Genomic DNA, 16815 nt, shown 5'->3' with positions numbered 1-16815 from the left:
AAATACTCAGAACTGGTGGTTTGACCGGTTCTCATCCGAGCAGCAGGACACGGTTCGCGGTCTGACGATCCATCTCGTCCTGCATCACCCGACGCACCCGGTCGGCGAACTCCCCCGGCGACTCCCTACCTTCCGGCCCCATCGCAGGCAGCACCGCGGTCCGGACCTTGGTCGGCAGCGGGATGCAGGGGAACAACCCCGCGATTCCGACGGTGAGCCCCCACGGCAACGACAGCGTGATCGGGAGCCGCTTGAGTCGCAGCGCCTTGTCGAGGCGAAGCAAGCGCGCCAGCGCACGACCATCGGACAGGCAGATCAGCGACTCCCCCGCTCCCGACGTGACCACCGGAACGATCGGCACCCCCGCCTGGATCGCCAGCCGCGCGAAGCCGGTCCGCCCGTCGAAGATGATCCGGTTGCGCTCGCTCCACGACTTGAACGCGTCGACATCACCCCCGGGAAACACGAGGACATGCTCGCCGCGTGCGAGGGCCGCCAGGGCGTTCTCACCGGTCGCGGGCTCGGCCCCCATCTTGGCGAGCAACGGGCCGAGCCCCATCGCCCAGGCCATGTGATGCGTCAGGACGACCGCCCGTCGCGGATCCCCGATGCGGACATACGCCGATCGCGCGGCCAGTACATTCAGATCGAAGACACCGCCGAAGCCGTGGTTGGCCACGAACAACGACGGCCCCGGCGCCGGTTCGAGCACGCCCCCCACTTCGTGGCGGTGATACCACCGGAACGCCCCGAGCAGAATCCTCACGACAGCTGGCGCCCGCGCGGATTCGACCCCCTTCCCACCCTGCGGCGCGTCGTCGAACGGCTCATCGTGAAGCGGCTGAACACCACTGTCAGGCACTACTTCTCACTTTCCGCGCTTGTCGCCGCGCTGTGACACGAACACCGGACAGCACTCCTATCAATGATCGCAACATTGATGATTTGATCATATTTGATCGACTCATTCATACGACTGTGAGTTCACCCACTGGGGCCCGTCGCGCACGCCATCGGACGACGAGGCCATGCAGTGGCCACCCCCGACGGCGCAGCCCCCGGTACGCGAGACTGGGGGACGATGAGCACCAGCACCCCGGGCGACCACGCGATTCGCCGACGTCCACGCGACCGCCGCGCCACCATCCTCACCGCGGCCGCCGACGCCTTCGCGCGGGCGGGTTACCACGGCACGTCCATGGCCGAGATCGCCACCGCCGTCGGGATCTCCTCGGCGGCGTTGTACCGCCATTTCCGCAACAAGCAGGAGTTGCTCGGCCACTGCCTGATGTCCGGCATGGACGCGACGGTGTCCCGGCTCGAGGCCGCCGCGGTCCAGGACGCGGGCGGGCATCGGGTCTTCGAGGAACTCGTCGCCATCGCGCTCGAGCTGCGTGGGCTGCCGAGGCTGTGGCAGCTCGAGTTCCGCAACCTCACCGCCACGCACCGCTCTTCGGTGTTGATCCGGGCGGTTCGATTGACCGGCTACCTGCGCCGGGCGGTGCGCATGCGGCGCCCAGAGCTATCCGACCATGATGTCGAGCTGCTGAGCTGGTGCGTTCTCTCGGTGGCGGTCAGCCCGTCGTACCACCGCCAGCAGCTGCCGCCGACGACCTTCACCTCGGTGCTCGACGCCGCGATCGTGCGGCTCCTCGCCACCGAATTGCCTCCGGGCGGGACCTCGCCCCGCACGTCGCGTCCGGCGGCGCCACCGCTGTCCCCCGAGTTCGAACGAATCGCCCGGCCCGAGCGCCTCATCGGCGCGGCGGCGCGCCTGTTCAACACGCGCGGCTATGCCGCGGTCGGCATCGAAGACATCGGCGCCGCCGTCGGCGTGAGCGGACCCGCGCTGTATCACCACTTCGCGAGCAAGGCCGACCTGCTCAACGAGATCATCGTGCGCAACGAACAGTGGATCGGCCTCTACACCTCCCGCGCGCTGGCCGAGGGCCGGGACGCGCGCGAGGCGGTACATCTGCTGATGGAATCGTTCGTGGGATTCGCGCTCCAGCAGCCGGACCTGCTCGGTACCACCGTCAGCGAGGTCGGACATCTGCCGGAACCGCAGGCCACGCGCTACCGCCGGATCCATCGCGACGGCATCCTGAACTGGGCCCGGCTGTTGCAGACGGCCCATGCCGAACTGCCACTCCCGGAGGCCCGCATCCTCGTCCAGGCGATCGGCACTGTCGTGATCGACGCCGTGCGCAACCCGCGCGCCCTCGGCCACCGGAATCTCCCGGGAGCGTTGATCGCCATCGGTGACAGGATCGCGCTGCACGACTGACTCGCTCATAAGGTTAGCAGCGGTCAACTTAATGCGAGAACGACGATCTAATGGTCTGGTACCAGCGGCTCTCAGATTGAATCTACTTAGCCGAAAATAACTTACGGTTGCGTAGCGCTTCGGCGCGTACCCACAATGGCCCACGGCGCGCATCGGATTCGCGCATTCCACCTCACTCCCGGTCGTCTCGACCGGCCTGTCGAAGGGACTCGGCCGTGGGCCACTACAAGAGCAATGTCCGGGATCTCGAGTTCAATCTGCTCGAGGTCTTCGACTTGGAGGGCGTGCTGGGCAGCGGCACGTTCAGCGACCTCGACGGCGACACCGTGCGCACGATGCTGGTCGAAGCAGCGCGGATCGCCGAGGGGCCGGTCGCGGAATCGTTCGCCGACACCGACCGCAACCCGCCGGAATTCGATCCCGCGACCCACACCGTGCGACTACCCGAGGCGTTCAAGCGCTCGGTCCGGGCGTGGCAGGACGGTGAATGGTGGCGCATCGCGAAATCCGAGGCCATCGGTGGTATTCCGGCGCCTCGCATGCTCGCCTGGGCGATCAGCGAGCTCATTCTGGGCGCCCAGCCGGCGGCGTACATGTACCTGACCGGGCCCGGTATGTCGGATATCATCGACCGCATCGGCACCGAGGACCAGCGCCGCTGGGCCAGGATCGCCGTCGAGAAGAGCTGGGGCGCGACCATGGTCCTGACGGAGCCCGACGCGGGCTCCGACGTCGGCGCGGGCCGCACCAAGGCGGTCCAGCAGGAGGACGGCTCCTGGCATATCGAGGGCGTCAAGAGGTTCATCACCGCGGCCGATGCCGACGATCTGTCCGACAACATCATCCACCAGGTCCTGGCCCGCCCCGAGGGCGCGGGCCCCGGCACCAAGGGGTTGAGCCTGTTCCTGGTGCCGAAGTTCCACTTCGACTCCGAGACCGGCGAACTCGGTGACCGCAACGGTGTGTTCGTCACCAATGTCGAGCACAAGATGGGGCTCAAGGCCTCGGCCACCTGTGAACTCACCTTCGGCGGCCACGGCGTGCCCGCCAAGGGCTGGCTCGTCGGCGACGTCCACAACGGCATCGCCCAGATGTTCCGGGTCATCGAGGAAGCGCGGATGATGGTCGGCACCAAGGCCATCGCGACCCTGTCGACCGGCTACCTGAACGCGCTGGAGTACGCCAAGACCCGCGTCCAGGGCACCGACCTGACGAAGATCGCCGACAAGACCGCACCGAAGGTGACCATCAGCCACCACCCGGATGTTCGGCGGTCGCTGATGATGCAGAAGGCCTACGCGGAGGGCCTGCGCGCGATCTACCTCTACACCGCCGCCCTCCAGGATCCCGCAGTCGCCCAGCATGTCTCGGGCGCGGATGCCGAGCTGGCCGCGCGGGTCAACGATCTGCTGCTGCCGATCGTCAAGGGTGTCGGCTCCGAACGCGCCTACCAGTACCTGACCGATTCGCTGCAGACCTTCGGAGGCTCCGGCTTCCTGCAGGACTACCCGATCGAGCAGTACATACGCGACGCCAAGATCGACTCCCTCTACGAGGGCACCACCGCTATCCAGGCGCAGGACTTCTTCTTCCGCAAGATCGCCCGCGACCGCGGCGTGGCCCTGGCCCACATCGCCGACCAGGTCCGGGCGACCGCCCAGCCCGAATCCGGCACACCCGAGTTCAAGGTCGAACGCGCACTCCTGCTGACCGCGCTCGACGACGTGCAGGCCATGACCGCCACCCTGACCCAGCACCTGCTCGCGGCCGCGAACGACAGTCGGGAGCTGTACAAGGTCGGGCTCGAATCGGTCCGTTTCCTGCTGGCGGTCGGCGATCTGCTGATCGGGTGGCGACTGCTGGTAGCCGCGGAAATCGCCTCGGCCGCACTGCCGTCCGCCGGCTCGGACCGCGACTTCTACGCGGGCAAGATCGCGGTGGCGTCCTTCTTCCTCCGCACCGTGCTGCCCCGACTCAGTACCGATCGTGCCGTGATCGCGGATATCGATTCCGCGATCATGGACCTCGACGAGGCCGCCTTCTGAACGCGGGACCGGCGCCCACCATGTCCTGGTCGGCGCCGGTCCGCGCAGAACTCACTGCTTTCCGGCCGCTGGGACAGCTCGGCGTTCCAGCCCCTTCCGGTCGTAGAAGATCGTCGCGGCCAGGCCGATGACCAGTCCGATCAGCAGACCGAGCAGCGCCATCCCGACCCCGTGCGCCAGGCCCGAACTCGCCCGGGCGTCGTAGTAGAGGATCGCTCGCACCGCGATGAAGATCTGGTGCATCGGTTCGAACGTCGACAGCCACGCCATGGCCTGCGGCGTCGCCTCGATCGGGACTGTTCCGCCCGCGGAGGGCAGGCCGAGGACGATGAACACGATGAGATTCACGAGCAAACCGGCCGCACCGAAGATCGCCAGGATGGACAGCGCGGTGACCCCGACCGCCACGATCGCGAGCACCCCGTAGAGGAACAGCATCGGAGCTCGCTCGATCGACATCCCCAGCAGTGTCGCGACGGCCAGGTAGATCCCGGACACCACCGGCGCGACGACCACCAGAATGCCCCATTTGAGCAGCAGCGTCCGCACACGCGAGATCGGTGTCGCCGGGTAGTGGACGTACCAGGGCCCGTATTCGGTCGGCGCGAAGCCCAGTGCCGAGTCCACCATCGCGTGGATGATCATCGCGCCGGTGAACCCGGCCAGCAGCAACAACAGTGTGTAGAAGAACGCCGACAGTCCTCCACCGGCGCCGTCGGGGAGCTCACGGAACGGCACGACCACCACCGAGACGGGCTCGGCCAGGGCGAGGCGGCTCACGCCGGAGAGCTCGGTAGCGGGTGCGTCCGATGTCGGCTGGAGCTGGTTCTGTACCCGCTCGAGCAGTTGCGCGCCCACCGCCTTGTTCGCCGCGTCTGTCGCCTGGGTGGTGATGCGCAGCATGATCTGCGTGGCGTACGCACCCGCTGCCGGATTTGTTTCGACGGTGATGACGGGCCAATCGACATCGCCGGGCACGACACCGGCCGCGCCCAGGATCGACACCCGCTTGGTGAAGTCGCTCGGGATGACGATCGCCCCGTAGATCTCGCCGTTGAGCATGGCCCGATGCAGCTCCGGCAGGCCCAGCTCACGCAGCTCGACCTTGTCGGCGGGGATCTGCGCAACCATCGAGGCCGCGATCTGATCGCCGACGTTGACCTGCTCACCTCCGATGGTGTCGCCGACATCGAGGTTGACCAGTCCGATCGGGAAGTCGTGCATGTTCTTCTCCGGGTCGACGATGTATCCCAGATACATGGTCGCCAGCAGTGCCGCGAGCACCGCGACAACAGCACCGGGGCGCAGCCATTTCGCCAGATTCCTACCGGTGATCGCCATGGAACCACTCCTTTTCCGCCAGCCCGGCAATTTCGTCGCTACCCACCACGTCGATCATCGAGGACCGACTCTTAGCAGGTCAAGCTATTCTTGATGAAAGAATCAGCATGTGTTGCCGGATGCCGGGAGATCGACACTGCCACCACGGAGTTCGACCTGAAGTCCCGAATCGGTCACGGTCACGGAGTCCGGCCGAAGACCCAGCGGATAGTCACGCAGACTCTGCGTCAGTAGGCCCGCGATCTCGTCCGCCAGTTGTGGCGGAACCCCGCGAGACGAGAGGATCTCGACGCGAATCACCCCGTCTTCGACGTAGGGGCGCAGCCGCACCGACACCACGCCGATGACCCCGGTGACATCGACCGTGCCGTCGGCGGCCGACATTCGCACATCACCGGCCAGACCGTGCAGCGTTCGCTCGATCGCGTCGGTGCTCCAGTCGACGCGCGCCTCGGAGCTACCCACGGTGGCCGAACCCCCACCCTCCGCCATCGAGACCTGATGCAGCGTGGCATGGACCGCCATGCCCGCCGCCGGACCGAACTGCGCGTCGTCGCCATGCACGGTCAGCTCGGAGATCTGCCGGTCGATCAGACTGAACACGACAGGTCGCGGACCGAGATCCACGTCCACCGAGGAGCCGAGGTCGTCTCGCAGACCGGCGGCGAGGCAGCCCTCGATTCGGTTCCTCAGATACAGCTCGGCGGACACGATCCCGAGCGTCGCAAGCACGAGCGCGACAACGAGTCCGAGAGTGACACCGCGCGCGATTCGTCGCCGCACCCGCCGACCGGGCACGGTGCCATCGTCGACGGGATCCAGCTCTTGAAGCTTCATAGGTTCTCCTCCAGATCCCCCCTGACGGACCCGGGAGATGCTCCGGGGCACGATGTGCTGCACTCACACACTGATAGTGACGAAATAATCATATCTGATCTAAGCGTCTACTATGCGTGACGTCGCCCACGCGTTTCCTGTTGGAGGTCTGGGGATCGCCTGAGAGTTCTCTGGCAGCAATTGACTGATCAAGCCGTCATACATGACGGTCTATACCAGCAGTGAGCGCTTCCGCCGATGATGTCGGTCGCGCTCCTGCCCAGGCCATCCGGCATGACGACCTCGGTTCAGGAACACCCGGTTCAGCCAACTATCAGATCGCATCTGATACTTTCATCAGCGATTCGCGCATCGCTTCGCTCGATCAGTTCGATCGAGCACTCTCCACCCCCGCAGCCCCTCCCCGTTCGAGCGGACTCCGACCGCGCCGACCGGGCTTTCGCGATGCAACTGAAACAACCGAAGGAAAGGACATCTCGTGAACGAATCCGATACTCCGTCGCGCGCCGGTGTGAGCCGCCGCCGCATGCTGGGAGGAGCTGTCGCAGGCACGCTCGGTGTCGCCGCGGCCACAGCTCTCCCCCTCGGTAGCTCGACCCGGGTCGGCGCGGCCGGAACCGCCCGCGCCGAGTACGCCGCGCCCACCGGCACATACCGCATCGACCTGCACACGCACGTGCTGCCGCCGGATTACCGCGCGGCGCTGCTGTCGCACGGGCACTACACCGTCGGCGGCTACCCCACACCCGAGTGGTCGCCCGAGTCCGCGATGGAGTTCATGGACTACTACGGCATCCAGGCCCAGGCTCTGTCGGTCTCTGACCCTGGTGTCGGGTTTCTCGCCCCGGGCAAGGAAGCCAACGACATGGCTCGCTACTGCAACGAGTACGTCGCCGGGCTCACCAGGCAGTACCCCACGCGCTTCGGCTCGTTCGCGGTGCTGCCCATGCCCGACATCGCCGCCTCGGTCGCCGAGGCGATCTACGCCCTGGACGTCCTGCATGCCGACGGCATCGTGCTGTTGTCCGCCTACCAGGGCGTCTACCTGGGCGACCCACGCTACGAGCCGTTGATGATGGCGCTAAACCAGCGCAACGCCTACGTCTTCGTGCACCCCGCCGCGATCGCGGACGACGCCAAGCCCAGCCTGCCGCTGCCCGACTTCCTCATCGAGTACACCTTCGACACGACCCGGGCCGCGACGATGATGATGCTGACCGGTGTCACCAAGCGCTACCCCAACATCCGGTTCCAGCTCTCCCACGCGGGCGGCACCCTGCCGTTCCTGTCCTGGCGCGTCGGCGTCGCCTCCGAGACCGCAGTCGGCGAGAACTGGCCCGAAGGCCTGGACAAGCCGTCCCTGCTCGACGCGAAGACGCAGATCTCGCGCTTCTTCTACGACACCGCGCTGAGCGGATCCAGCGCCGCGATGTCGGCGGTGTCGGCCGTGACGAGCCGAGACCACATCGTCTTCGGTTCGGACTGGCCCTTCAGCGCGACCACTCTGCCGCAGTCCGGCACCCACGACCCCGCCCCGGGACTCAGCGAGATCTTCGACGCCGAACAGCGCATGGAAGTCGAGCACCACGCCCCGCTGCGCCAGCTCCCCCGCCTGGCCGCGGCGATCAACGCGGGCTGATCTCCACCGTCCGGCCGGGCGCGGTGACTCCCCACGCGCCCGGCCCGACCCGAACGTCAGATCTCCGGCAACGCACGTCGACTGATGTCATGGGCCTCTTCCGCGCCGAGTCCGAGCATGCGCAGGAGGTCTTCGGTCACCTGGTCGACGGCCGCGGCGTCGTCGCGGTTCATCTGTTCGTGCAACAACTGACCCAGGCGCAGCGCGGCGCCCGACACGATCACCAGCGCGAGTTCGACATCGCGCACCCGGAACCGGCCGGCGCGCATACCCATCTCGATATCCCGGCGTGCTCGTGCGGCCACGCCCCTGTCCGACCCGGCGTAGACCAGTCCCTCCGCGAGCAGAACCTTGCTGGCGGTGGGTTCACGCCGATGCACCCTACCCACCAAACGGAAGCTCTGCGCGAAGACGTGCGCCGGGTCATCGATGTCCGCCGTCAGTTCGTCCAGCGCACCACCGAGCCGGTCGAGCACCTCCCCGACGGCCACCTGCAGGAGTTGCTCCCGGCTCGAGAAATGGTTGTAGAACGACCCCATTCCGACGTCCGCGGCCTGGGTGATCTCCAGAATGGGCACGTTGAGCCTGCCCTGCGCGATGAAGACCTGCGCCGCCGCGACGAGCGCTGCCCGAGTCCGGGCTTTCCGCCGCTCCAGCCGATTGGTGCCGCCAGTGTCATCCATCGTGCCCTCCACACCGAGCCAGTCGATTCCCGATCGCACAAATGACCACTATCTCATAGTTGATGTTATCCTCCAGATGATCCCAACTGATGCATACGTCTCAAGTGATGATATCGTCAGTATATGAGCAGCTGATCGGCAGAAGGAAGTAGCGTTCATGGCACACACCGTTCTCCGCGCGATCGACGGCTGGTGGCTGCTGACCTCCGCGGGCGCGGCCCGGATCGCGACCGACGCCACCACGACCGCCGCCCTCCTCGCGGACCGCTCCGCGATCACCCGGGCGGCGCGAAACACCGATCTGGTCCCGGTGCACGAACTCTCGTTGCTCTCCCCGGTCACGGCCCCGTGCCGGGTGGTCGCCCAGATGACGAACTTCGCTTCCCATGTGAAGGATTCCGGCGGAGATCCCGGATCGGTCCCGCTCACCTTCTTCAGGAAGGCATCGGGATCGATCAGTGGCCCCCACGACGAGGTCGTCCGTCCGAGCCACGTGCGACTCCTGGACTACGAAGTCGAAATCGGGTTGGTGTTCGGCAGGGAAATGCCCGTCGGTACCGAGATCGACTCCGGCAATCTCGGCGACTACATCGCGGGACTCGTCGTCACCAACGACATCTCCGCGCGCGACGTACAATTGCCGCAGACCCAGTACTACGAGGGCAAGTCGTACCCGACCTTCACCCCGACGGGACCGGCGCTGGTTCTCCTGGAAGCGGGCGAACTCGACCGGTTCGTCGACCTGCGGCTACGGCTGTGGGTCAATGGCGAGAAGCGCCAGGACATGACCGTGGCGGACATGATCTACCAACCGCTCGAGACCGTGCGGGCGCTGTCCCGGTTCCAGCGGATGGAGGCCGGCGATCTGCTGCTCACCGGAACTCCGGTGGGAACCGCGATCAGCGCCCCACCCAAGCCGGTGGAGATCATCGGCGCGATGCTGCCACCCGAGATCAAGTGGAAGCTGTTCTTCGACCGCCAGACCAAGAACCCGAAGTACCTGCGCGACGGTGACGTCATCGAAGCGACAGTCGCCACCGATGACGGCGCCATCGATCTCGGAAGGCAACGCACGACCGTGCGGGACGCGTAGCGATCGCCTCGGGCAAGCACTGCCTACCGGATCGTCCGCATCGCTGTCGTCGAGGAGGAATGATGAGAACCGTCCAGCGCGGTCGCCCACGTGAAAGATGCTTGTTACCAGCAGATTCGGGAAGCATCGGGCACGGTTCAGACGATCGGAACCGTCGGCGCGGATTCCAGTTGTCCAGACGCTCCCCGAAATGGCCCAGTAGTGCTCAGTACCGGGCTCTTTCACGAAACGAGCGTTCTCAACGATTCCCATGGATTCGCGTTGATTCCGGTCAAAGGTGTGGGGTTTCTGTGGGCGCTTTCAGAGCGCGCCCATGGCGTGGCATGGACTCGTCGGTGTTCAGGCGTGCGCTGGGGCCGCCTAGATCGGTCTTCACCCAGCCCGGTGCGACGAGCAGCAACGTGCGCGGGTCGTCGCCGTGACGCGCGGCGAAGCTGAGCATCAGCTGGTTCAGGGCGGACTTGCCGGCCCGGTGCTCCCTGGTCGGGAAGGCCACCACGGAAGATCTGGCGGGGCGGCCGGCGAGGGGCTCGAGCCGAACGGGTTCTTCGCGGTACTCGTGCTGCGGCGGTTCGACGACCCCACTCTGCCGGTACCACCCCGAATCACGGACCCGCGGTGAGGCTTTCGGGGACCGGCCTTCCGATCGCCAGCGGTGACATCTCGACGATCGCGCGCCGACAACTGTGTCGCCCGCTCGGATCGGGGTATTCCACGGAGTGAAGGGCGGTGACGCCGGGTCGCTGTGCACCGTGGTATCACGATCGTCGGTCCGCTCATCGGCACGACTCGCACGCAGCCGGCGGGCGGGCGGCACCACATGTATACCGGTGTAACCGGATTCGGAGACTGTCATGATTGTTTTCGTCGGCCTGGTCCTGCTCATCGCCGCGGTGGTGATCGGCACGGCGGGTGTGCTGAGCAACAGCGGACCCGCCCACACGCTCAGCAACGACTTCAGCCTGCTCGGCTACCACATCACCGCAACGTCGGGCACGTTGTTCCTGTGGGCAGTCGTGCTCGGAGCCCTCGGCATGCTCGGCCTGGTCCTGCTCACCGCCGGCGCGCACCGTTCGTCGCTGCGCCTGCGTCAGACCAAGGCCGATCTTCGGCTCGCCCGTCGCACCGGCACGAGCGGGCGGACCTTCCGTCCTTCGGTCGAACCGAAGGAGAAGGGGACCGTGCTCGCGAAGACACCGCGTAGTGCGAGCGCACGCCGCACCTGGCGACACCCCTTCGGTGACCGCTCCGCCGACGCCGTGACACACTGACCCGACCGCACGGAATCGTCATCGGCACCCACCGACACATTGCCTGCGTGGCCAACCGCGAGACCGGTAGCGTCCACGCGATCGACATCCGTTCCCGGACACTGACAGCCACCGTGAAGGTCGTACTCGCGGGGCGCCGGTAACTGCGGTGCCCCGCGAGCCGTCTCTTGGGGATGGGAGTCCAGTATGCCCCGATTGGGATGCTCCGTGCTGGCTACACCGCGCACGCACGACCGCGAGCTACGTCTGTGCAGCGGCCAGCAACCCCTGATCACTCTCGGCGCCTACGTACTGTGAATCCTCGAGTAGCACAGCACATGGGCGGTCGAATTGAGTTGGTGCTCTGGCGATTCCATACTCGATGGACCAACATGGCTCGAAACCAGATCGTTCAGTTTTCCGATAGGCATCGGCCACCGCTCGACTAGCGGTATCGGACACCCCGCCACTGCGCCTACCGCGACCGCCGCAGCCACGACTCCAGGCACCGACCCCCAGACTCGCCACCCCCATGACCGGCGCAGCTCTGACATTCTGACCCCGAATGAGGCTGCTAGCGTAGACCATTCGGGAAGATGAATGCCCCGTCACTACTCTCGACAGGACACGCATACAAGAGTGGGAGGGACTCGGACGAATTCGTCCGAGCCCCTCCCACCGTGTCAGCAGCCCAAATCAGCGGTCGCGCTGATGCGCTGCTTGGCGCGCCTCATCGATGTCGGCTTCAGCACGTGCTTTCTCCGCAGCGGCTTCCTTGCCGGCAGCCTCGCGCTGGGACTCGGCCTTGTCCTGCTGGGCCTGACCCTCTTCTTTGAGGTTGTCGTCGCCGGTGAGCGCACCGGCGGCTTCTTTGGCCTTGCCTTTGACGTCTTCGACGACGCCTTCGACGCCTTCGCGAACTCCGTTACCGTGCTCGGGCATAGTTTGACCTCTCGTCGCAAGGATGAACTGTCGCTTCCGGCATACCCCGACTCCTCCGAACCAACCAGGGTCGAATTCGGCCGCACGCTTCGCGTGATGGGCGCCGTCGGTTACCCCGCGGTCGCGCCTTCTCGATGTCCGGTCATGCGCGCGGGCGGCTACTGCGTATCCGAGGAGCGCTGAGCATGCGGCGTCGCAGAGGTCGAGGGGCGTGGACCGATCGAGCCTACGGGGCCGTAGCCTGGCTCGGGCCCCGCCACCGACGTCAACAGCGTCGAGGTCAACGCCGCCGAAGTAGCTGACTGCGGCCCGGCACGGTGGCGACCTCTCTCCAATTTTCAGCGTCGGCTTCGGCCACCGGACTCTGCTCTACCCGCGCTGCCAAGTAGAGCTTCTCGACCGCCGGCGTAGACGAAGCTGTGGGCGAATCGGCTCAGCACTACCATTTGTTGACGTGCAGTACTGTGTCGAGCGGGGCGCGTTTGGCAAGCTTGAAGTCGGTGCCCTTCGTGTAGGCAACAGGCAAGAGCACGCCCTGCCGAATACTCGGGGGAACTCCCAGCGCCTCGGCGACCTCTCGTTCGTACTCCAGATGCAGTGAGGTCCACGCAGACCCGAGGCCGCGCTCACGCAGTGCGAGCGCGAAGCTCCAGGCGGCGGGGAGCAGCGAACCCCACAGACCGGCCTGGTTTCCCTCCGGCAGCTGCCCACCCGGAACGTGGATCGCACCGATCACCAGCACCGGTACCTGCTCCATCACCTCCGCCAGATAGGTCGCACTCGAAGCTACCTTCTCCGCGGTATCGGCGTCCTTCGGCGGCTTCGCCTGCCGCACGGCCGCACCCGCCGCAGCGTAGGCGGTGTAGGACTTGCGGTAGTACTCCGCCACGATCTTCTTGGGCTCGGGATCGGTCAGCACGATCCAATGCCAGCCTTGCAGGTTACTGCCCGACGGCGCCTGGAGCGCCACCTCCAATGCGTCGGTGACCACCTCCAGCGGCACCGGCCGATCCAGGTCGAGACGTTTGCGCACCGACCGGGTCGTGGTCAGTACCTCGTCAGCGGACAGGTCGAGATGCGGGAACTCGACAGTCATAGGTTCTCCCATCTTGCGCTCGGTCTCAGGATCGCCCCGTCATGTAGTCGACGGTGCGCATCTCAAAGTACCCACGACCGCGGGGATCGCGGGGATCGCGCCAGTGATTTCTCGATTGATTGCGACCGCCTGTAACGGGAAACCGTGAACAACAACGATTTCCGGCAACCGGAGTTCACTGGTGGCCTGTCGCGGTTCTCGCTGGTCGGCGACGCCGCATGATCGCAGGAGGTGTTGCATTGTCTGTCGACCAACGCGACGGGGATGTCGCGACGGGCGCTGACAGCTCCGTCGTCGCGCATCACAGCGAGGCCGAGGCCGCCGAACGATTCGCTGTCCGCAGTGCCGCGGCGTTACTCGGCGCTATGGGCATCGGTATCGGGTTCGGGGTGCTCACCGCACTGGTCCGGACGCGGTGGGAACCGATGCAGACCGCAGATCAAACGGTCACCGACCACCTGGTCGCCGTGGTGGCGGATAACAAGGCCCTGCAAAACATAGTCACCGGCATCACCAAACTCGGAGCGACCAGCACGCTGGTTGTGGTGCTGACCGTCGCCACGATCTGGCTGCTGCTGCGTCGTCTCCCCCGACTCGCCGTCTACGTGGTGCTCACCGCCGCGGGCGGCCTGATCCTCAACCCGGTCGTCAAAGAGCTCGTCGCACGGTTACGTCCGGTGGTGGACGAGCCCGTCTACACCACGGACGGTTGGAGCTTTCCCAGCGGACACGCGATGAGTTCACTGGTGTGTTACGGCGTTGTGCTGTTGGTCTTCACGCCTACCTGGCAGGCGGGCGCACGCCGCGCGGCGACCGTGTTCGCGGTGGGGATCGTGATCGCCATCGGGGTGAGCCGGATAGCGCTCGGCGTGCACTACCTCACCGATGTCCTCGGCGGCTGGTTGCTCGGCACATTGTGGCTCGTACTGGCAACTGCCGCCTTTCACCGATGGCGTCGCGACGCCCGGATCGACAGCACAGGCCCCCTACCCGGCGACGTCGCCCCGGCCGAGGAAGACGACTTGCGACCGGTCCCGGTTCAGCATCCGCCCACGCTGCCGCACCCATGGCAAGGGATCGGCGAGCTCGCGGTCGCGTGGGTGCTGCTCGTCGGTGGGCTGGTGGGAATCGGCATACTGGTGCGCACCCTGGCCACCGACACCGCTGTCCTGGGGTGGGATCACCGCGTCGTGGCGATGCTCGCCGAGCACCGTAATCCCACGCTCACGTCGATCCTCGATGTGTTCGGCGAGATCGGGAATACCATCGCGATCATCACGGTCGCTCTGATCGTCGCCGCACTCGCGGTGGGCATCGCGCGCAGCTGGCGACCGGTGTTGTTCCTCGGCACCGCGCTACTGGGCGAGATCACGCTATTCCTCACCACCGCTGCGATCGTCGATCGGGACCGGCCCCGGGTCGCACACCTCAATCCCGACCTTCCCCCCACGGCCAGTTTCCCTTCCGGGCACGTCGCCGCCGCACTGACGCTCTACGCCGGCACCGCCGCGCTGGTGTGGGCCACCACACGCCGATGGCAGTACCGGGTCTTCGCCGCCGCGGCACTCCTGATTCCGGCGCTGGTAGCGGCGCAGCGACTCTATACCGGAGCCCACCACCCCACCGACATCATCGGCTCGATCCTGCTGTCCTCAATATGGACCGCGATCGTCTGGTGGGTCGTGCGACCCGTCTCGACCGGCGATCGGTCGGCGCTCCCTTGTGTGCGACACCGCTGCGACGGTGCAGATTTCAGTGGTTGTGATCAAGCCGGTCAGGTGCAAATCGATGGTGGGGCAACTTCGACGCGGTCGCCGCGGCTGGCCGAGCCGAACCCGCACAGCCGGAGCCATTGAGCCGAGAATTCGCCATGCGGGCGCGGCGCGCACGAGTACTCGCTTCATGGCTCGGAGTAAGCGGGGCGAAACCGGCTGTAGTACTCCACCGCTCCACGAACAGATCCGCGCGGTGGCTTAATCTCGTCGGTGAACCACCGCGCGGACGCGAAGAAAACCAACACCCCGTTGCCCCTCTCGAGGAGAAACTCAATGCGCGCACCTCGCTTGTCTCGTCGTTTCCTGACCGCGGCGGCCGCGGTCCTGCTCACGGTGACCGGGTGTGTCTTTACGGCGTCGGCATCGCCGGTAACCGGAGACCGGCGGCCGAACGTGGTGATGATCCTGGCCGACGACCTGGACGCGGCAACCACCCCGGTGTGGCAGGCGATGCCGCGCACCGCGGCACTGATCCGTGACCGCGGTGTGGAGTTCACCGACAGCTTCGCACCGATGCCGATCTGCTGCGCGGCCCGCGCGTCCATCCTCACCGGCGAATACGGGCACAACACCGGTGTCCTCACCAACGCCGGCGAGGTCGGTGGCTTCGACACCTTCCGCGCGCGCGGCAACGAATCCCACACCATCGCCACCACCCTGCACGACGCCGGATACCGCACCGGCATGGCAGGGAAGTACCTCAACGGCCTCGAACACGACCCCGGCCACATCCCACCCGGCTGGGACGACTGGAACGCCGGAGTCGACAACTTCCTGTACTCCGGCTACAACTACACCCTCAACGAAAACGGGACCCGCGTGAAATACGGTGTGGCACCGGCCGATTACCAAACCGACGTGATCCGCGCCAAGTCCGAGCGGTTCCTCACCGACGCCGCCGCCTCCGGGCAGCCGTTCTTCTGGTACGCCGCCTCCACCTCCCCCCACTTCCCCATCCCGCCCGCACCCCGCCACCTGCCCAGCACCCAACCCACCCTCGCCCCGCGGTCACCGAACTATCAAGAACCCGACGTGTCCGACAAACCCACATGGCTGATCGACACCGCCGACGCGAGGTCCGCGACCATCGCCGCGACCAACGACATCGACTACACCAACCGCCTCGGCGCTCTCAAATCACTCGACGACATGGTCGCCGGAATCGTCGAAACCCTCGAACGAACCGGCGAACTCGACAACACCTACCTGATCTTCACCTCCGATAACGGCTACAGCCTCGGCGCCCACCGCCTCACCCAGAAAATGGCCCCCTACGAAGAATCCCTGCGAGTGCCCCTCGCGATCAGCGGCCCCGGCATCCGGCCCGGACGCAGCGACGCCATGGCTTTGTCGATCGACCTCGCACCCACCCTCTACGACTGGGCGGACATCCCCATCGCTGACCAGATCGACGGCCGGTCCCTGACCCCCGTACTGTCCGGCGACACCCTCGGCTGGCGCACCGATTTCGCCGCCGAATACGGCGGCAACGGCGACAACGGCCGCAACGGAATCGCCCAGGAACAAATCCCCGGCACCGACACCCCCGTCATGTACGTACTCGACATGCCGTCCTGGAGCGCCGTGCGCAACCGCCGGTACCTCTACGTACGCTGGTACGACCGAGAACGCCCCCTCGACCAGCGCGAATACGAACTCTACGACCTGCAGGCCGACCCCTACCAACTCACCAACCTCATCAAAACCCCCCAAGGCCGCGCGGCCCACGCCGACATCGTCACCGACCTCGACCACCGCCTCGGTGAACTGACCACCTGCACCGGACCCTCCTGCCGGTGACGACCTCACCTCCACAGACCCCACCGC

At 66.2% G+C, this 16815-nt stretch carries 14 protein-coding genes; 7 read left to right on the top strand and 7 right to left on the bottom strand.

Features of this window, described 5'->3' with window-relative positions; translation table 11 throughout:
• Positions 1 to 31: 31 nt before the first annotated feature.
• Positions 32 to 712, bottom strand: a complete 681-nt coding sequence (locus ACFWFP_RS19710; protein ID WP_379296996.1) for a lysophospholipid acyltransferase family protein — start codon at positions 710 to 712, stop codon at positions 32 to 34.
• A 369-nt stretch (positions 713 to 1081) separates the two neighbouring features.
• Between ACFWFP_RS19710 and ACFWFP_RS19705 the strand changes: the two genes are divergently transcribed.
• Both ACFWFP_RS19705 and ACFWFP_RS19700 read left to right on the top strand, forming a co-directional pair.
• Positions 1082 to 2287, top strand: coding sequence for a TetR/AcrR family transcriptional regulator (locus ACFWFP_RS19705; RefSeq protein ID WP_379296995.1), 1206 nt, complete (start codon positions 1082 to 1084; stop codon positions 2285 to 2287).
• A 215-nt stretch (positions 2288 to 2502) separates the two neighbouring features.
• The gene (locus ACFWFP_RS19700) at positions 2503 to 4332 is read left to right on the top strand and encodes an acyl-CoA dehydrogenase (protein ID WP_379296993.1); all 1830 of its coding nucleotides are present in this window, start codon (positions 2503 to 2505) and stop codon (positions 4330 to 4332) included.
• A 51-nt stretch (positions 4333 to 4383) separates the two neighbouring features.
• Here ACFWFP_RS19700 and ACFWFP_RS19695 read toward each other — a convergent pair whose 3' ends face one another.
• Positions 4384 to 5673, bottom strand: coding sequence for a YhgE/Pip domain-containing protein (locus tag ACFWFP_RS19695; RefSeq protein ID WP_379296991.1), 1290 nt, complete (start codon positions 5671 to 5673; stop codon positions 4384 to 4386).
• Positions 5674 to 5775: 102 nt separating this feature from the next.
• Entirely contained in the window at positions 5776 to 6510 is a 735-nt protein-coding gene (locus tag ACFWFP_RS19690; RefSeq protein WP_379296989.1) for a DUF2993 domain-containing protein, read from the bottom strand.
• A 478-nt stretch (positions 6511 to 6988) separates the two neighbouring features.
• Here ACFWFP_RS19690 and ACFWFP_RS19685 point away from each other — a divergent pair, with 478 nt between their 5' ends.
• Entirely contained in the window at positions 6989 to 8149 is a 1161-nt protein-coding gene (locus ACFWFP_RS19685) for an amidohydrolase family protein (protein ID WP_379296987.1), read from the top strand.
• A gap of 56 nt (positions 8150 to 8205) precedes the next feature.
• Here the strand turns inward: ACFWFP_RS19685 and ACFWFP_RS19680 are convergent, their stop codons facing one another.
• Positions 8206 to 8832 (bottom strand): TetR/AcrR family transcriptional regulator, encoded by a 627-nt coding sequence (locus ACFWFP_RS19680; RefSeq protein WP_379296985.1) that lies wholly within the window; start codon positions 8830 to 8832, stop codon positions 8206 to 8208.
• A 157-nt stretch (positions 8833 to 8989) separates the two neighbouring features.
• Here ACFWFP_RS19680 and ACFWFP_RS19675 point away from each other — a divergent pair, with 157 nt between their 5' ends.
• Positions 8990 to 9925, top strand: coding sequence for a fumarylacetoacetate hydrolase family protein (locus ACFWFP_RS19675; protein ID WP_379296983.1), 936 nt, complete (start codon positions 8990 to 8992; stop codon positions 9923 to 9925).
• Positions 9926 to 10196: 271 nt separating this feature from the next.
• Here ACFWFP_RS19675 and ACFWFP_RS19670 read toward each other — a convergent pair whose 3' ends face one another.
• Complete coding sequence (locus tag ACFWFP_RS19670; RefSeq protein WP_379296982.1) at positions 10197 to 10781, bottom strand: hypothetical protein; 585 nt, start codon at positions 10779 to 10781, stop codon at positions 10197 to 10199.
• Here ACFWFP_RS19670 and ACFWFP_RS19665 point away from each other — a divergent pair.
• Positions 10780 to 11196: a hypothetical protein gene (locus ACFWFP_RS19665; RefSeq protein WP_379296980.1), complete on the top strand. Its 417-nt coding sequence runs from the start codon at positions 10780 to 10782 to the stop codon at positions 11194 to 11196. The genes ACFWFP_RS19670 and ACFWFP_RS19665 overlap by 2 nt on opposite strands.
• 675 nt (positions 11197 to 11871) lie before the next feature.
• Here the strand turns inward: ACFWFP_RS19665 and ACFWFP_RS19660 are convergent.
• Both ACFWFP_RS19660 and ACFWFP_RS19655 read right to left on the bottom strand, forming a co-directional pair.
• Complete coding sequence (locus ACFWFP_RS19660; RefSeq protein WP_379296978.1) at positions 11872 to 12117, bottom strand: CsbD family protein; 246 nt, start codon at positions 12115 to 12117, stop codon at positions 11872 to 11874.
• 439 nt (positions 12118 to 12556) lie between these two features.
• Entirely contained in the window at positions 12557 to 13213 is a 657-nt protein-coding gene (locus ACFWFP_RS19655) for a nitroreductase family protein (protein ID WP_379296976.1), read from the bottom strand.
• A 239-nt stretch (positions 13214 to 13452) separates the two neighbouring features.
• On the opposite strand from ACFWFP_RS19655, the gene ACFWFP_RS19650 reads away from it, so the two are divergent.
• Both ACFWFP_RS19650 and ACFWFP_RS19645 read left to right on the top strand, forming a co-directional pair.
• Complete coding sequence (locus ACFWFP_RS19650) at positions 13453 to 15069, top strand: phosphatase PAP2 family protein (protein ID WP_379296974.1); 1617 nt, start codon at positions 13453 to 13455, stop codon at positions 15067 to 15069.
• 192 nt (positions 15070 to 15261) lie between these two features.
• Positions 15262 to 16788 carry a sulfatase gene (locus tag ACFWFP_RS19645; protein WP_379296972.1) on the top strand — a complete coding sequence of 509 codons (1527 nt, stop codon included), beginning with the start codon at positions 15262 to 15264 and terminating at the stop codon, positions 16786 to 16788.
• Positions 16789 to 16815 lie beyond the last annotated feature (27 nt).

Origin of the sequence: Nocardia sp. NPDC060249 (genome assembly GCF_042728755.1) — a bacterium.
Classification (GTDB): Bacteria; Actinomycetota; Actinomycetes; order Mycobacteriales; family Mycobacteriaceae; genus Nocardia.
The sequence above is the reverse complement of the archived record's forward strand: the minus strand, read 5'-3'. Positions and strand labels throughout refer to the sequence as shown.

Bases quoted from the DNA above. Each gene is read 5' to 3' on its own strand.
- ACFWFP_RS19675 (WP_379296983.1), top strand. From the start codon at position 8,990: ATGGCACACACCGTTCTCCGCGCGATCGACGGCTGGTGGCTGCTGACC.
- ACFWFP_RS19665 (WP_379296980.1), top strand. From the start codon at position 10,780: ATGATTGTTTTCGTCGGCCTGGTCCTGCTCATCGCCGCGGTGGTGATC.
- ACFWFP_RS19660 (WP_379296978.1), bottom strand. From the start codon at position 12,117: ATGCCCGAGCACGGTAACGGAGTTCGCGAAGGCGTCGAAGGCGTCGTC.
- ACFWFP_RS19645 (WP_379296972.1), top strand. From the start codon at position 15,262: ATGCGCGCACCTCGCTTGTCTCGTCGTTTCCTGACCGCGGCGGCCGCG.
- ACFWFP_RS19690 (WP_379296989.1), bottom strand. From the start codon at position 6,510: ATGAAGCTTCAAGAGCTGGATCCCGTCGACGATGGCACCGTGCCCGGT.
- ACFWFP_RS19695 (WP_379296991.1), bottom strand. From the start codon at position 5,673: ATGGCGATCACCGGTAGGAATCTGGCGAAATGGCTGCGCCCCGGTGCT.
- ACFWFP_RS19705 (WP_379296995.1), top strand. From the start codon at position 1,082: ATGAGCACCAGCACCCCGGGCGACCACGCGATTCGCCGACGTCCACGC.
- ACFWFP_RS19670 (WP_379296982.1), bottom strand. From the start codon at position 10,781: ATGACAGTCTCCGAATCCGGTTACACCGGTATACATGTGGTGCCGCCC.
- ACFWFP_RS19655 (WP_379296976.1), bottom strand. From the start codon at position 13,213: ATGACTGTCGAGTTCCCGCATCTCGACCTGTCCGCTGACGAGGTACTG.
- ACFWFP_RS19680 (WP_379296985.1), bottom strand. From the start codon at position 8,832: ATGGATGACACTGGCGGCACCAATCGGCTGGAGCGGCGGAAAGCCCGG.